The sequence below is a fragment of the Yoonia sp. SS1-5 genome, assembly GCF_038443705.2.
Classification (GTDB): Bacteria; Pseudomonadota; Alphaproteobacteria; order Rhodobacterales; family Rhodobacteraceae; genus Yoonia; species Yoonia rhodophyticola.
This window is the reverse complement of sequence record NZ_CP151764.2, coordinates 161,216-177,579: the sequence shown is the minus strand read 5'-3', so window position 1 is coordinate 177,579 and position 16,364 is coordinate 161,216. Positions and strand designations below refer to the sequence as shown.

Annotated in this window: 15 protein-coding genes; all 15 read left to right on the top strand. The window is 58.8% G+C overall.

All coding sequences use genetic code 11. The annotated features are described in order from the left end of the window. From AABB31_RS00890 to AABB31_RS00820, 15 genes are read left to right on the top strand one after another with little or no spacing between them, the layout of a single operon-like run. The gene (locus tag AABB31_RS00890; RefSeq protein ID WP_373634712.1) at positions 1-1,071 is read left to right on the top strand and encodes a branched-chain amino acid ABC transporter permease; all 1,071 of its coding nucleotides are present in this window, start codon (positions 1-3) and stop codon (positions 1,069-1,071) included. Further along, positions 1,068-1,832: an ABC transporter ATP-binding protein gene (locus AABB31_RS00885; protein ID WP_373634711.1), complete on the top strand. Its 765-nt coding sequence runs from the start codon at positions 1,068-1,070 to the stop codon at positions 1,830-1,832. Before AABB31_RS00890 ends, AABB31_RS00885 begins: the two co-directional genes overlap by 4 nt. Then, positions 1,829-3,991, top strand: a complete 2,163-nt coding sequence (locus AABB31_RS00880) for an ABC transporter permease (protein WP_342075027.1) — start codon at positions 1,829-1,831, stop codon at positions 3,989-3,991. The genes AABB31_RS00885 and AABB31_RS00880 overlap by 4 nt, the downstream gene beginning before the upstream one ends. Before the next feature lie 3 nt (positions 3,992-3,994). Further along, entirely contained in the window at positions 3,995-4,819 is an 825-nt protein-coding gene (locus AABB31_RS00875; RefSeq protein ID WP_373634710.1) for a phosphoenolpyruvate hydrolase family protein, read from the top strand. An 11-nt stretch (positions 4,820-4,830) separates the two neighbouring features. Further along, positions 4,831-8,298, top strand: a complete 3,468-nt coding sequence (locus AABB31_RS00870; RefSeq protein WP_373634709.1) for a flotillin domain-containing protein — start codon at positions 4,831-4,833, stop codon at positions 8,296-8,298. Next, complete coding sequence (locus AABB31_RS00865) at positions 8,298-8,735, top strand: SRPBCC family protein (protein ID WP_342075028.1); 438 nt, start codon at positions 8,298-8,300, stop codon at positions 8,733-8,735. Before AABB31_RS00870 ends, AABB31_RS00865 begins: the two co-directional genes overlap by 1 nt. 24 nt (positions 8,736-8,759) lie before the next feature. Next, on the top strand, positions 8,760-8,918 hold the full coding sequence (locus AABB31_RS00860; RefSeq protein ID WP_342075029.1) for a hypothetical protein: 159 nt from the start codon (positions 8,760-8,762) through the stop codon (positions 8,916-8,918). Positions 8,919-8,930: 12 nt separating this feature from the next. Next, the gene (locus tag AABB31_RS00855; RefSeq protein ID WP_342075030.1) at positions 8,931-9,377 is read left to right on the top strand and encodes an SRPBCC family protein; all 447 of its coding nucleotides are present in this window, start codon (positions 8,931-8,933) and stop codon (positions 9,375-9,377) included. Then, complete coding sequence (locus tag AABB31_RS00850; protein WP_342075031.1) at positions 9,374-10,159, top strand: FAD binding domain-containing protein; 786 nt, start codon at positions 9,374-9,376, stop codon at positions 10,157-10,159. The genes AABB31_RS00855 and AABB31_RS00850 overlap by 4 nt, the downstream gene beginning before the upstream one ends. After that, positions 10,159-10,644 carry a (2Fe-2S)-binding protein gene (locus tag AABB31_RS00845; protein ID WP_373634763.1) on the top strand — a complete coding sequence of 162 codons (486 nt, stop codon included), beginning with the start codon at positions 10,159-10,161 and terminating at the stop codon, positions 10,642-10,644. The genes AABB31_RS00850 and AABB31_RS00845 overlap by 1 nt, the downstream gene beginning before the upstream one ends. Further along, positions 10,641-12,488, top strand: a complete 1,848-nt coding sequence (locus AABB31_RS00840; RefSeq protein ID WP_342075032.1) for a molybdopterin cofactor-binding domain-containing protein — start codon at positions 10,641-10,643, stop codon at positions 12,486-12,488. Before AABB31_RS00845 ends, AABB31_RS00840 begins: the two co-directional genes overlap by 4 nt. After that, entirely contained in the window at positions 12,488-13,525 is a 1,038-nt protein-coding gene (locus AABB31_RS00835) for a molybdopterin cofactor-binding domain-containing protein (RefSeq protein WP_342075033.1), read from the top strand. The genes AABB31_RS00840 and AABB31_RS00835 overlap by 1 nt, the downstream gene beginning before the upstream one ends. Next, positions 13,525-14,406, top strand: coding sequence for a MoxR family ATPase (locus AABB31_RS00830; RefSeq protein WP_342075175.1), 882 nt, complete (start codon positions 13,525-13,527; stop codon positions 14,404-14,406). The genes AABB31_RS00835 and AABB31_RS00830 overlap by 1 nt, the downstream gene beginning before the upstream one ends. Beyond that, a complete protein-coding gene (locus tag AABB31_RS00825; protein WP_342075034.1) occupies positions 14,403-15,488 on the top strand; it encodes a VWA domain-containing protein in 1,086 nt (361 codons plus the stop codon). The genes AABB31_RS00830 and AABB31_RS00825 overlap by 4 nt, the downstream gene beginning before the upstream one ends. Further along, the gene (locus tag AABB31_RS00820) at positions 15,485-16,357 is read left to right on the top strand and encodes an amidohydrolase family protein (RefSeq protein ID WP_342075035.1); all 873 of its coding nucleotides are present in this window, start codon (positions 15,485-15,487) and stop codon (positions 16,355-16,357) included. Before AABB31_RS00825 ends, AABB31_RS00820 begins: the two co-directional genes overlap by 4 nt. Positions 16,358-16,364 lie beyond the last annotated feature (7 nt).

Here is a 16,364-nt window from a genome sequence, read left to right as displayed (position 1 = left end):
ATGAGCATGCAGGACTTCGCCAACAGGATCGATGCAAGCCGCGCCAGTCGCGCCGGGCGCAGGCCATGGATCGAGCGCATTCCCGTTACCTATTGGGTTGTTGGTTTTGTGCTGCTGATTATCCCCGCGTTTTCATCTGATTTTGTGATGTTCCAGATATTTGGCTGGACCTTCATCTTGGGGATGATCGCAACCTCGCTGATGTTTTTGGCAGGTTATGGCGGCATGGTCAGCCTTGCACAAATGACCTTTGCTGGTGTTGCCGGGTATATGATTGCCATCTTCGGTGACAGCGCAATTACCAATATCAGTCAGGGCTGGCCATGGTGGATTGTTATCCCGCTGGCACTGATCATCACGGTGCTATTTGCCACTGCGATAGGCTGGTTAGCTGTCCGTACCGAAGGCATCTACACGATCATGATCACGCTGGCGATCGCTGCGGCATTTTTCTATTTCACCCGACAGAACTACGAGATATTCAATGGGTTTCAGGGCTTTAACTCTATCATCCCACCGCAGCTATTTGGGGTCAACTGGCGGCAGCCCGTGCCCTTTTACTACATGACGCTGTTCTGGGCGGTGTTGACCTATTTTGCCGTGTTGTATCTGTCGCGCGCACCCTTTGGACTGGCCTTGCAAGGTGTGCGGGACAATCCGCGCCGGATGGCGGCACTAGGGTTCAGCGTGACTGGGCACCGGGTGGCGGCCTATGCATTCTCTGCCATCCCAGCGGGCATGGGTGGCATATTGCTGACCTGGCAATCGGCGCAAATTAGCCCCGGGACAGTCAGCATTCAGCCCGCCATTGATATCTTGATTATCGCCGTGGTTGGCGGACTCAGCCACCCTGCAGGAGCCTTTATTGGGGCATTCTTATACGTGCTGCTAAAGACCTTTGCGGTCGATGTGCTGATTGCGCTTGGTCTGAGTGGGGATCGCTTTCAACTATTGATTGGCCTTGGCTTTTTGGTTGTCGTTTATGTCTCAAACGACGGGCTGCTTGGGATTTGGAGACGTCTGCGCGAAAGCCGCAACCGTGATCCCCTAACAGGGGAGCGTCGGTCATGAACACCTCCAACGATACCGCCTATGCGCTTGAACTGCGCGGCATGTCCAAAAGATTTGGTGCTCTGGCAGCCTTATCAGACATCGAGCTCTCAGTGGCGCCGGGCGAACGGCGCGCCGTTCTGGGTTCAAACGGTGCGGGCAAGACGACGCTGTTCAACTGCATCACGGGAGATTTTCCACCCAGCAAAGGGTCGATCCGTTTCTTCGGCGAAGACATTACCGGGTTTCCCCCCCATGAGAGGATCCGCAGGGGCCTGCGCCGCACCTACCAGATTTCGCTTTTGTTCATGGGCTTGAGTGTGATCGACAACGTCTATCTGTCGTGCCTTGGGGTCAGCCGCGGACGGTTTTCCTTTTTGCGGCCCCGCCGCGACGATGCACTCGTGTCGTCTGCCGAAGAGCTGACCCAACGGGTCAATCTGTGGGACGACCGCGACACGATGGTCAGTGATCTGTCCTACGGCCAACAACGCCAGCTAGAGATTGCTATGGCGCTGTCGGGCGCCCCGCGTTTCATCCTTTTTGATGAACCAGCTGCCGGACTATCACCCACCGAAAGGCGTGAGTTGATCGAGATCCTGACCAATCTGCCCGGCCATATGGGATACATCATCATCGAGCATGACATGGATGTCGCACTGCGCGTCTCGGATTACGTCACCATGATGCACAACGGCAAGATCTTCAAAGAGGGTAAGCCGTCCGAGATCGAAGAAGACCCCGAAGTTCAGGCCCTCTATCTTGGGGGGGACGCACATTGAGCGCGCTTGAGATCAAGGAGTTGAATGTCTTTTATGGCCAAAGCCATGCGCTGCAGGGCGTCAACCTGACGCTGGGTGGCGGCGTCGTGTCAGTTGTGGGCCGCAATGGCATGGGCAAGACGACGCTGTGCAAGGCCATCATGGGGTTGGTGCCGGTCGCCTCGGGTGCAATTTCCTTCGGTGGACAAAGTATCGCTGGACTGGGCCCCTCAGAAACTGCGCGTATGGGGATCGGCTATGTTCCACAGGGGCGGCGGCTGTGGCCTTCGCTGACCGTTGATGAACACCTGAAGCTTGTCGCGACACGGGACGGTCCGTGGACCGTTGAAAGGGTCTATTCCACCTTCCCCCGTTTGGGCGAGAGAAAATCAAACGGCGGCGCACAACTATCAGGCGGCGAACAGCAGATGCTGGCCATCGGTCGGGCGCTGCTGTTGAACCCGAAACTTCTTGTTATGGATGAACCGACCGAAGGGTTGGCTCCTGTCGTTGTGGATCAGGTTGCAGAGATGCTGATCCGTCTCGGACAGGAAGGCGAGATCGATGTATTGGTTATCGAGCAGAATATCGGAGTAGCCTGTTCTGTTGCCTCTCAAGTGGCGATCATGGTGAACGGCCAGATCAATCGGGTGATGGACAGTGGTATCCTTGCCGGTGATCGCGACCTGCAACAGGCGCTGTTGGGGGTGGGCCGACATGCCCACGACGAAACCGATGATCAGCCGACCGCAATCGAGGCCCCCACTGAAACCGGGCCGTCGGTCACGCGGATTTATATCTCAAACCCCAAAGTACCGAACCGGTGGACACGACCCGTTCCAGTGCACGTGATCGAACAGCAGGCACGCACGGTCACAGCGGTGGGTACGGCATCGGTAGACGACAAGGTCATACCCTTGAGCGCGGTACAGAGTGCGGCTGCATCAGGTGCGCGTCGGGTCGTCTACGTTTGCGGCACGCTGGATACCAAGGGTGAAGAGCTGCATTTCATGACCGACATCGTACGGGCCAACGGCCTGCCGGTGCAGCTGGTAGATCTGTCCACATCCGGTGCGCCAAGTCATGCCGATGTCCCACCGCATGTCATTGCAGCAGCCCATCCGCGCGGCGCAAGTGCTGTCTTTACGGGCGACAGGGGCACGGCCGTTGCAGGCATGACCGAGGCGTTCGCGCGATGGATGGCGGGGCGCAGCGATGTCGGCGGTGTCCTGTCGGCTGGCGGTTCAGGCGGCACCGCTCTTGTGGCGCCCGCATTCCGCGGTTTGGCGGTTGGCGTGCCCAAGATGATCATTTCTACCGTGGCCAGCGGCAATACTGAACAATACGTCGGGCCGTCCGATATCACGATGATGTATTCGGTCGCGGATGTGCAGGGCATCAATTCGATCACCCGCGATGTCCTGTCGAACGGAGCCAATGCGCTGGCGGGGATGGTACGAGGCCAACAACGGCGCAAACCGGATATTGGCGGTGACAAACCGGCTGTAGGGATCACCATGTTCGGCGTGACCACCCCTTGTGTGCAGACGGTCACTGCTGCACTGGAAGAAACATACGACTGCCTCGTGTTCCATGCCACGGGCGTCGGTGGGCGGTCGATGGAAAAGCTGATGGACAGCGGTAAGCTGGACGCGATGCTGGACCTAACCACGACCGAGGTATGTGACATGGTCGCAGGCGGTGTCTTTGCTGCCCATGAGACGCGCTTTGATGCTGCAATCCGGTCCGGTTTGCCCTTTATCGGGGCGTGTGGTGCGCTGGACATGGTGAATTTCAACGCGCCCGAGACTGTCCCGGACCGTTATCAGGGGCGTCTCTTTTACGAACATAATCCCCAGATCACGCTCATGCGCACAACGCCTGAGGAAAACGTCAAGATTGGCCGCTTCATCGGCCATAAGCTGAACCAGATGACCAGTGCTGTGCGTTTCTTCCTGCCTGAAGGCGGGGTCAGCCTGTTGGACGCACCTGGCCAGCCGTTCTGGGACCCAAAGGCTGACCGCGCGCTGTTCCAAAGCCTTGAATCCACTGTGAACGCGACCGCCAACCGCCAACTTGTGCGCGTGCCGCATAACATTAACGACCCTGCATTTGCTGACCTGATTGTTCGGACATTCCAGTCCTTTCACGGGCAGCAGCGCACCGCCAAAGGAGCCTGATACATGTTTGATCGTGCCAAGCTGATGACGAGATTTCGTGCAATGCGCGATGCGGGTGAGCCGATCATCGGCGGCGGTGCCGGTACGGGGCTTAGCGCCAAATGCGAAGAGGCAGGCGGGATTGACCTGATCGTCATCTATAACTCGGGCCGCTACCGCATGGCCGGGCGCGGATCGCTGGCCGGGTTGATGCCTTATGGCGACGCCAATGGCGTTGTGATGGAAATGGCCGGCGAGGTACTGCCCGTCGTCAGTAAGACGCCTGTGCTGGCGGGTGTCTGTGCAACGGACCCCTTTCGCCTGATGCCAAAGTTCCTCGACGAGGTGAAAGCTGCAGGCTTTTCGGGGGTACAGAATTTTCCAACCGTTGGATTGATCGACGGGACCTTCCGCCAGAATTTGGAAGAAACCGGGATGGGTTACGCCCACGAGATTAAGATGATCCGCCTGGCGCATGAACGGGACATGCTCACAACGCCTTATGTCTTCTCCGAAGATGACGCGACAGCCATGGCCGAAGCAGGCGCGGACATCATCGTGGTGCATCTTGGATTGACCACGGGCGGTGCCATCGGTGCGGATACGGCCGTCACACTGGAGCAGGCACCTGAGCTGACAGACACTTGGGCCGCTGCCGCGCTCAAGGTCAACCCGGATATCATTGTGCTGGTCCACGGCGGGCCAGTGGCCATGCCCGAAGATGCGGACTTCGTGCTCAAGAACACCAGACACTGCCATGGCTTTTACGGGGCGTCCTCGATGGAGCGTCTGCCCACAGAAATTGCGCTGCGCGAGCAAACCGCCGCGTTCAAGAAAATCGGACGCTGAGGAGACATCTCATGACCGGACAAATTATCGGACAACTCATCTTATGGCTGATCATGGCCGTGATCGTCGTGTTCATCCTCTATTGGGTGATGAACTGGCTTTATCGTCGTTCAACCAAGGAAGTAGCCTTTGTGCGTACCGGGTTTCGGGGCGAAAGGGTGGTGATCGATGGCGGCGCATTCGTCTGGCCAATTATCCACGATATCACGCCGGTGAACATGAACTCGCTGGATCTGGCGATCTCTCGGGAGAAGGAAGAGGCGCTTATCACTGCCGACAACCTGCGTGTCGATGTGGACGCTGAATTCTATGTCCGGGTCCGTGGCACCCCCGCTGCGGTCAGTCTTGCTGCTGCGACCATGGGGCGGCGGACGCTGGAACCTGAGAGCTTGCATCGCTTGCTGTCGGGCAAGTTCATCAGCGCGTTGCGGACTGTCGCCGCTGAGATGACGTTGAACGATCTGCATATGAAACGCACCACAGTGACTGCCCGGGTGGCCGAGCTTGCGCAGGAAGGGTTGGACAAGAACGGGCTGGAGCTGGAAAGCGTGGCGATCACTGATATCGATCAGACCGATATTCAGTATTTCAATCCGTCCAATCAATTTGACGCCATCGGCCTGACCAGTGTCATCGAATCCGTGGAAGCGCGTCGCAAGCTGCGCAATGACATCGAACAGGACACGATGATCAAAATCCGCGAGCGCAATCTGCAAGCAGAGAAAGAGACGCTTGCCATCGAGCGCGAAAGCGAAGAGGCGCGTCTGGAACAGGAACGCGACGTTGAATTCCGCCGCGCGCAACAACGCGCAGAGTTGGCCAAGGAACGTAGCGAGCGCGAGAAAGAGGGCGAAGAAGCGACGCTGACCAGTAAGGAAGCGATTGAGAAAGCCCGCATCGCCAATGATGAGATGATTGCTGAGGCGCGTATCGCCTCGGAACGTAAGATCCGTCAGCAGGAGATCGAGCGTCAAAAAACCATCGACGAGGCAGAGGTTTCTGCCCGCGAGGCGGTGGAAAAGGCACGTATCACGCAAGAAAAGGTTCTCGCCGAAACCCGGATCAAGACCGACAAGGACACGCAGGCCGCTGATATTGCCGCCAAAGAGGCGATTGAGAAGGCCCGCATCGCCCAGGACAAGAACCTGACCGAAGCGCGGATCGCCAAGGATCAGGACACGCAGTCAAAAGAAATCGAACGCCAACGGATTGTCGACGAGGCCGATATCGCCGCACGTGAGGTGATTGAGAAGGCCCGCATCGCGCAGGAACGTGAGATCACCGAAGCCCGTATCGCGCTTGAACGTTCGACCCGCGAGCACGAGATCGCTCGCAATCTTGCGGTCGATGAGGCAACAATTGGCGCGCAAGAGGCGGCAGAGAAACTACGGATCGCGCAAGAGCGGACCGTGAATGCTGATCGCATTAGGAGCGATCAGGCCACGCGTGAGCTGGAAATTGCGCGGCAAAAGGCACTGGACGCGGCTGAAATCGCCAGCCAGCAAGCCACGGAAGCCGCGCGAATTGCCCGCGAGAAAGCCTTGGCTGCCGAACGCATCAGCGCCGAGCAGGACACCCGCGCCAAAGAGATTGAACGGCAGCGTGTATTGGACGCACAGCAGATCGAGGCCGCGGAATCCACATCCAAAGAGCGTATCGCGCAGGAAGAGCGCATTCGTGCGCTTGAGATCACCCGCAACCAAGCAATAGACGAGGCCGAGATCGCTTCAAAAGAGGCAGTCGAGGCGCAGCGCATTGCCCAAGAAGCAGCGATTGCCGTGCGCCGGATCGAAAGCGAAGAAACCACCAAAGAACGCGACGTGGCCCGCGTGAAGGCTGTCGAGGGCATGGAGATCGCGCGCGCCCTAGCAACTGAGGCCGCCGAAATTGCCAAGCAGAAAAAGATCATGGCCGACCGCATCGCCTTTGAGAGGGCAACGCGAGAGCTTGAGATTTCACGTAATCAGGCGCTCGATGAAGCCGAGGTTGCCGCCCGCGAAGAGGTCGAAGCCAAGCGAATTGAGCAAGATGCGCGCCTGACGGTGAAGCGCATTGAAAGCGAGGAAGCGACGACCGAACGTGATCTGGCCCGCGCCCGCGCAGTCGAGGCGCTGGAGATTGCCAAGTCCGAGGCAACAGAGGCCGCACGCATCGCCAAGGAGAAAAAAGTTGCGGCCGACCGGATCGCCTATGAGCAAGACTTGCGAGAGCGCGAGATCGCCCGCAACCGAGCCGTTGACGTCGCCAACGTCAGTGCGACCGAAGAGGTGGCACAGGCGCGGATCGCCGAGGAAAAGCGCACCCGCGCTGCTCAGATCGCGAAAGATGCTGAAATTCGATCCCGCGAGATCGAAAAGCAAGAAGCAGTGGAGGCCGCTGAAATCAGCTCTCGTCGTTTGGTGGATCAGCAGCGGATCGAGAAGGAGGCCGAAACATCCGCCGAGAAAATTGCCCGTGACGAGCGGATACGCAGTCTGGAAATCGAGCGCAACAAGGCAATGGATGCCGCACAGATTGCGGCTGATACCGCAATAGAAGCTGCCCGCGTGGCCAAGGCAAAAACAGTCGACGCCGAACGTATCCTAGCCGAGCAGGAAATTGACGCCAAGAAACTGGAACGCAAGAAGGTGCTTGAACAGCTAGAAATCGCGCGGGTTCAGGCCCTGCGCGAAGCAGAGATCGCAAGCCAGGAAGACGTCGAGCGTGCAAGAATTGCCAGCGAACGGGGACTGGATGATGCCCGCATTGGACATCAGACTGAGCGCCGCCGCCTCGAAATAGCGCGCGAAAGGGCAGTCGAAGAGGCCGGGATGGAAAAGGCCATCGCGCTCTACCAGAAATCGCTGGATGAAAGTGCTGCCGCAGTTGAGGCTGAGAATGCCAAAGCATATGCGCTGGAGGCTGCCGAGAAGGCCAAGACTGCTGCAGAGACTGAAAGCGTCAGCCGCGAGAAGAGCCTCGATATTCTACGTGCTGAAAAAGAGGCAGAGCGTACCCGCGTGATTGCCGATGCCGAAAAGGTTCGCACCGCCGTCGAAGCCGAGGCGCAGCGATTGATCAACGAGGCAGAAAACGTACTGACGGACGATGCGCGCCACGCGATCTTCCGTCGCAAGATGCTGGAGCATGTCGAAGGCATTATTGCTGCCAGCGCCAAGCCGCTAGAAAATGTCAGCGATATCAAAATCATGCAGCTGGGCGGGTCGGGCACGCAAGGGCTTGACTGGGCGAACGGCGGTGGTTCGGGCGGCGGTGGCGGCGCCGATGCACCCAGTCCCACCGATGAGGTGATGAACAGCGCGCTGCGTTATCGCGTCCAGGCCCCCTTCGTTGATAGTCTGATGAAGGAGATCGGCATCGATGCCAAGGACATGGGTAAGTCGGACATTTTCCGCAATGCGTCTGACATGACGCGGGCCAATTCGGAAATCGCGCGAGCCAAAGCGCAGCAAGACAAGTCCAAGGGGGATAAATCCTGATGGCCCGTGTCTTTGTCTCATCCGTGATCAATGCGTCTGCCGAACGGGTTTGGGAGCGCATTCGCGACTTCAACGCTTTGCCCAAATGGCACCCGCGCATTCGCAACAGCCGGATCGAGGACGCATTGCCATCTGACAAGGTGGGCTGCATCCGAAATTTCAACCTGCAGAATGGCGACAACCTGCGAGAGCAGCTGTTGGGTCTATCGGACTACGATATGTTCACCACCTATGCGATCCTCGAAAGCCCCATGCCTTTGAGTGATTACGTAGCGACGCTGCGTTTGACGCCGGTCACCGACGGGGCACGCACATTTGCTGAGTGGTCAGCGGAGTTTTCCTGCGACCTCAGTGACGAGGATGACCTGGTCGCGGGCATCGGTGGCAACGTATTTCAGGGCGGATTTGACGCCCTCAAGCGTCATTTCGGCGGTTAATTCACGGATGATCGGGAGGCCAACATGGGCGTGCTAATGACAGAACGGATGGTCGTACCTGATGCCAGTGCGGCTTTCGCGGCGGCGCAGGGCAACACGGTGCCAACTTTCGGGCGCCGTGATCGGCGGATGTGTATGCAGGTCATTACTTTTGATCATGCCACCGTGGTCTTGGCAGAGTAGGCGGGGGTTATCGTGGTCAAGGTTTATCGCAGCACCATACTGGAGGCACCGATAGATGCGGTCTGGGAAATCGTGCGCGATTTCAATGGTCATGATCGCTGGCACCCTGCCGTAGCGGCCAGTCAGATCGAACGCGGCCACCCATCCGACAAGGTCGGTTGCGTGCGGCGTTTCCAACTGCAGGATGGGGGTGAGCTGCGCGAGCAGCTGTTAACCCTGTCAGACATGGAAACTGCCTTTTCTTACTGCCTGTTGGACACCCCCATTCCACTGCTGAATTACGTCGCCCATGTACGTTTGACGCCGGTCACCGACACCGACGCCACCTTTTGGGAATGGGAAAGCCGTTTTGACACGCCCAAAGGACAAGAGGCCGAACTGTCCGACTTGGTGGGTGAGAGCATTTACATGTCCGGTTTTGATGCAATCCGGGCGCAACTGGAATTGGAGCACGCATGACAGAGGTGCAGACCATTCAATCACTCAGCGCCGCCGGGCAGGTAGAGGGTCAGGTTCTGGCAGGTGGCACGCTTTTGATGCGCCAGGTGAATTACGCCCCGCAGGAAGTGCCGAAAATCCTGCGTATTACCGACCCGGCCTTCCGACAGATCGGGCGGGTGGGTGGCCAGGTTTCGCTGGGTGCGGGCGTGAGTATGTCGCAGGTGATCGCCGCACCTGAATTGGCTGCATTGGCACCTGCGGCCCGTGCTATCGGGGGGCCGGCCATTCGGAACATGGCGACTGTCGGCGGTAATCTTTTTGCCCCACATCCCTATGGTGACTTTACGACGGCGCTTTTGGCGATTGGTGCACAGGTGCAGTGGGCCGACGGTCGCACTGAGGATATCGAAGTGTTTTTGGCAAATCGCGCCAACGCGCGCGGCGTCGTCGCCGCTGTGCTGATTGATCCGCCGCGTGGCGAGGCGTTGCGCTTTGCCAAGGTTGCGCGGACAAAACCCAAGGGTGTGTCGGTTTTGTCCATTGCGGTGCTGATCAACGGATCAGGTCGGCAGGTGCTGTCGGCCCGGATCACTTTTGGTGCGATGGGGGCAACACCGCTGCGGGCTAAGGCAGCAGAGGCAGCACTTGCGGGTGCGACGCTTGACGTTGGCGGTGTTGCCGCAGCCTGCGCCGCTTGCACCAATGATCTGAACCCTGCCGATGATGCGCTGGCCAGTGCCTGGTATCGGCGCGAGGTCGCACCCATTCACCTGCGCCGCTTATTGTTGGGAGAAACCTGATGCCAAAGACACCCGTCACCTTTACGCTCAACGGTGCAGAGACCGGCATTTTTGTCGATCCTGGCCAGAACCTGCTTGAGGCGCTGCGCCGTGAGGCAGGTGATCTGTCGCCCAAGTTTGGATGTGGTCAAGGCACCTGTGGGGCCTGCACGGTGCTGATTGATGGCGCGCCGCATCTGTCGTGTCTGGTACTTGCCCAGGCGGCAGAAGGTGCGGCGATCTCAACAAACGGGGGGCTGGCGCCCGGTGCAGATTTGCACCCGCTTCAAGCGGCCTTTGCCGAAGGCTTTGCCGCACAATGTGGCTTTTGTACTGGCGGTATGTTGATGGCTGCAAAGGCGCTACTGGATCACAACCCGCGCCCTAGCCGTGAAGAGGTGATCGAGGCGATCAGCGGTAATCTGTGCCGCTGCACCGGATATGACCCGATTATCGATGCAATCCTTGATGCGGCCAACCGAATTCAGGGGCGGGCAATCGCATGAGTATAGAGTTCCGCAAAGACCTGTTCGCAAATGAACGCGATGACAATCTTAACGAGATTGGCAAACCGAAGCTGCGACAAGACATTGAAGGGCATGTGCGTGGACGCACCGCCTTTTACGACGACCATCTCTTTGACGGGCTTTTGCACATGCGCTGTGTCCGATCGCCCCATCATCATGCGCGTATCCGCGCGGTGGATACTGCAGCTGCGGAACGGATGAATGGCGTTGTGCGCGTTGTCCGCCCCTCGGATGTGCCCCACAACCTCAACACGCTGTTGTCTCTAATCGGCTTTGGAAAAGACGACGAACAAATGTTGTCTGATCAAGTCGTGCGCTACCGCGGGGAACCTGTACTGGCGATCATCGCCACGACTGAGGCTGCAGCGCGCGCTGCCTGTGCCGCTGTGCGCGTTGATTGGGATGTGCAGCCACACGTACTGGACGTGGAGGAAGCAATTGCTCCGGGCGCCCCATCAGTCAATCCGGCCTATCCTAACAACACATTTGAATATGGCCCCTACGATCACGTGAAACTGCGCTTTGGCGATGTCCAGCCAGCCTTTGCTCAAGCAGACCATATTGTCGAGGCCGAATATGAGATGTCACCAATCGAGCAGGCCCCAATAGAAACTTGCGGGGCGATTGCGGCACCAGAAACAGCGGATCGCTTCGTCTGCCATACTGGCACGCAGGCGCTGTTCTTCTCGCTGGGAACGACTGCGAAGCTTCTAAATATGAATTCTTCTCGGTTGCATTTCATCGGCGGCACGGTGGGCGGCGGCTTTGGCGGCAAGGTCGACAGTATTACCGAACCAATGGCCGTGCTGGGCGCGATGTTAACGGGCAAGCCGGTGAAATTCCAATGGGATCGCGAGGAGGAAATGCAAGTTGGCGCGCCCAGGGGTGCCGAGCGTTGGCGCATCAAGGATGGTGTGATGGCGGATGGAACAATCATTGCGCGCCAATTCACAGGTTTCTTTGATGCGGGCGCTTATACCCGGCTCAGCTCTTATGCCGGTACCAAAGGCACTGGGCACCTGCCGGGCCCTTATTCAATTCCCAATGTCGCGGCGAACACATTTTGCGTTTATACCAACCGCACGCCTGCCACAGCCATGCGTGGCTTTGGCATCACGGGTGTTGATTTCGCAATTGAGTGCCACATGGATCGCGTGGCCGAAGCGGCAGGCATCGATCCGGTCAGTCTGCGCATCAAGAACGCTTATAGCGATGGCGATATGAAGGCACACCGCCGTGTTGCAAAAAACTGTGCGCTGGTAGAAAGCTGTCAGGTCGCAGCGCAAAAGGCCGGCTGGGGTTTGTCGGCCGAAGATGGAGCGGCAAGTTCGCTGACCGGATCTGATGCGGCGCGCCAGGCAATCCCAGAAACGGCTTTGGATGAAGAGGGCAAGATTGGCGAACGGCCTGCAGGGCGAACACCGGCTACAGCGCCCGCACCGGGCACAAAGCGTTTGCCCGCAGGCACACATGGCCGCAGCCATGTCGCCGTTCCAGTGCAGCGCCCTGACATGCAGATCTCACCCGAACGTATTGGCCATCACGACCCTGCAGCGACTGGTGCATCGCCACAGGCACCGGTGCCGCCTGCGCCTTCACGGCCAGCGCCACCCGTGCCAAATGCAACTGCAGCGCCACCACCACGTGCCGATGCGCCCTCAGCAGCCCCGGTCCCACCGGCTGTGCCATCACCACCCGCCGCTGCCACGCCGCCCCCTGCGGCAGAACCCCAACCACCGGCATATGCCCCGGAAAAGCCCTTTGATCGGGGGCTCAAGCGCCCGGGTGCGTCGCGGTTCATTTCCGGTTCAAGGAGGCGCTGATGACTGTTCACGCTGGACGCGGCTTTGCCTGTATCAACTATCCAATTGGGATGAACCTTGGCGGCGATCCCAGTCAGGCACTCGTGCACTCAACCCCCGACGGCAAGTTCATGGTCACCTTGTCTGCGATTGATCTTGGGCAGGGCATGAAGTCGGTCTGTCGACAGATCGCTGCGGAAGCTCTCGGCGTGCCACTGGAGGATGTCTATGTCGATACCGCTGACAGTGATACCGGCCCTCATGATATGGGCTCATTTGCTTCGCGTGGTACGCACCGGATGGGCAATGCAGTCATCCGCGCCGCGTCAGAGGCGCGCGCGCAGATGCTGGAGGCTGCGGCAGAAGAACTTGAGGTCAGTGCAGCCGATCTGGACACGGACGGTAAGGGCAACATTCAGGTCAAAGGCGCACCAAGCAAAACCATCACCGTTGCCGATACCGCGATTGCCGCGCAATTCAAGCAAGGCCGGACACTATCGGGGCGCGGTATCTTCTTGATCGAGCCGTCAGGCGTTGATTGGGACACCGGCGAGATGAGTCCGGTCACCACTTATGCCCACGCTGCATTGGTAATTGATCTGACCGTGGACGACGAAACGGGTGAAGTTGAAGTGCACCAGATCAATTCAGCCTATGAAGTTGGGCGCGCGCTCAATCCCAAGCTGGTAGAACAGCAACTCATCGGTGGGGCCTGGATGGGCGTCAGCCACGCGCTTTATGAAACGACAGAGCCTTATTATCCCGCACGTGATCATCTGCCGCAGGACTTTAATACCTACCTGATGCCGGGGCCCGGCGAGACGGTGCCGCATGATATCGCCGTGCTGGAACGACCCGCTGCCGATGCACCCTATGGCGGCAAAGGCCCGGGCGAGATGTGTGCCAATCCGGTGCTGCCCGCTATCGCTAATGCCGTTTATAACGCAGTTGGGGTCCGGGTCGACAAACTGCCCATAACACCCGAGAAAATCCTGCGGGGACTGCAGGCAATCGGCGGTGCCAAACCCGGCCCTCGCCATCCTGGGATGTCTGGTTGATGGTCGCACGCACCAATATCGCGGGGGTCGATAGTCCCGAAGCTCTGGCGGAGGCATTGATAGCGGCGCAGTATATCACTGCACCGGCACTCGCCACGTCTTCTTATCTAGCGCTTGCCTTGGGCAAACCCTTGTTGTTGGAAGGCGCGCCGGGGGTCGGCAAGACTGAGGCCGCCAAAGCGTTGGGTGGGGTACTGGGCCGATCGGTGATCCGGCTTCAATGCTATGAAGGTATTGATGCAGGTGCTGCCCTTTACGAATGGAACTACCCACGTCAGATGCTTGCGCTGAGGCAATCTGAGAACAGCGCGCTGAACCTTTATGGCCCGGAATTCTTGATGGAACGCCCGCTTTTGTCTGCGCTGCGGAACCCGGCGACCTCGCTGTTGCTGATCGACGAGATTGACCGCGCTGATCAGGAATTTGAAGCGTTCTTGCTGGAATTTCTGTCGGACTTCACGATCTCGATCCCCGAAACCGGGACCGAACGCGCCACGCAGCCGCCAGTAGTCGTACTGACATCCAACCGTACTCGTGACCTGCATGAAGCCTTGCGCAGACGCTGTGTCTATCACTGGATCGACTATCCCGATCCTGCATTGGAGGTGCAGATCGTTCTGACACGCGCGTCACGTGTGGCTGAGGAAACGGCGCGGGCCGTGGTTGCCTCTGTCGGGTTGATGCGGGCGGAGCCTTTGTCCAAACCACCTGGCGTTGCCGAAACCATTGAATGGGCCGAGGCGGCGACACTGCTGAACACCCAAGGTGCCGCATGGCCCGATGCCTTTGCCCGGGCCATTGGGGTTGCGCTGAAGGATCATGATGATCTGGGCTATTTGGCACCAAAGCTGGATCAGATACTGCCGGGGCAAGCGGCATGATGCGCGCGTTGGATCCCTTCTTTGCTTTGGCAGCAGCGCTGCGGCAGGCAGGTTTTGCTGTCTCACCTGATCAGACGACGGATTTCATCGCGGGTGTTGGCGTCTTGGGTCCGCGTGGGATCAATGACGTCTATGCCGCCGCGCGCGCACTTTTTGCAATCCCGCCCGAGCGTGTGGATGAGTTCGACGCTATCTTTCGCGCTATCTTTGCTGGACAGATGGTGCAGGCGCACGCAGACAGTGATGAAGACGAGATCGAAGCGCTGGAGCCAAGCGACAACACCACTGACATCGAAGTCGAAGATGCGGATGAACCCGCAGGCGAAGATGCAACTGCCAGCGAACGGTTGACGCAGCGCGCAATTCTTGGCACGGCGGATGCGTTGCGGCAATTTGAAACACAAGCGGCACGGCGCCTGCCACGGCGCCTGTCTTATCGGCGCCAGCAAAGCAAGCACGGCGATCGGATTGACCTGCGTCGCGCGCTGAAGGCCGCTGCCCGTACCGATGGTGATCTGGTCGTTCTGCCTCAATCGCGGCGCAAGACCCGCCAGCGGCGGATCGTTTGTCTGGTTGATGTGTCGGGGTCGATGAAGGACCGGTCAGATGCGCTATTGGGATTTGCGCACGCATTGGCGCAGTCAGCAGGCCGCGTCGAAGTCTTTACAATCGGTACGCGGCTGACGCGGATCACCACAGGTCTTGCCCTGAAAGACCGGCGGGCGGCTTTGACGCGGGTCGCGCAGGCTGTCAGCGATATTGATGGCGGCACGCGGATCGGCGACGGGCTGCAAGCCTTTCTGTCTGTACCGCGCTATGCGGGCTTTGTCCGTGGGGCGCTGGTTCTCGTCCTTTCCGACGGTCTGGAACGCGATGATCCGACGGCCATGATCGACGCGGGCGCACGCATGTCGCGCATGGCGTGGCAGTTCCATTGGCTGACGCCCCTGGCGGCTGATCCGGCATTTGAACCAAAGACGGCCGCGCTAGCTGGTGTTCTGCCTTGGCTTGATGGTCTGGCGGACGGATCAACGGCGCAGGCCATCTCTGAATACGTTCTGAACATAGCGAGGGCAGCATGATCGACGCGCATCATCACATCTGGCGGCAGGCCGATCTGCCTTGGCTGATTGGTCCTGACCAACCGCGCATATTTGGCCCATACGCCCCGATAAAGCGGGACTACAGCATTGAGGAATACCTGTCGGATATCGACGGAACTGGCATCACCGGGTCAGTCTATGTGCAGGCTAACTGGGCACCGAACTGGGCGCTGGATGAGGCAGCTTGGGTACAGGCCGAGGCCGATCGTACCGGTTGGCCTATGGCGATTGTGGCTTACGCCGACATGACACGCCGTGACTGTGCGCGCCAACTGAAGGCGCTGTCGGAGATAAAGGGCGTATGCGGTATTCGGCATCAGTTTCACTGGCACGAAACGCCCGCTTACCGTTTTGCACCTCATGCCGATCTGTGCACGGACCCGCAGGTGCAGTCAAACGTGCGTCTGTTGGCGGATCATGGTTTCAGCTTTGATCTACAGGTATTTGCAGCACAGATGCCCGGCGCCGTGGCGCTGGCGCAAGCCTGTCCCGAGGTGACATTCATCCTGCAACATGCCGGCATGCTTGAGGACCGGAGCAAGAAAGCGCGTGCCATATGGCTGGAAGGGATGAGCGCCTTGGCCGCTTGCCCAAATGTGGTCTGCAAGCTGTCGGGTCTTGGTACGTTCATCCACAAGAATGACGTCAAGCACATCGCGGATCAGGCCAGCACGGCGCTGGATCTATTTGGGGCTGAGCGCTGCATGTTCGGGTCCAACTATCCCATTGAAAAGCTTTGGACATCATTTGCTGATCTTTTCGCGGCACATCGCAAGGCGATCCCGAAAAAGCATCTTTCATCCGTATTTACCGAAACAGCGGCCCGGGTTTACCGGCTGAAATTCTAACCGAAGG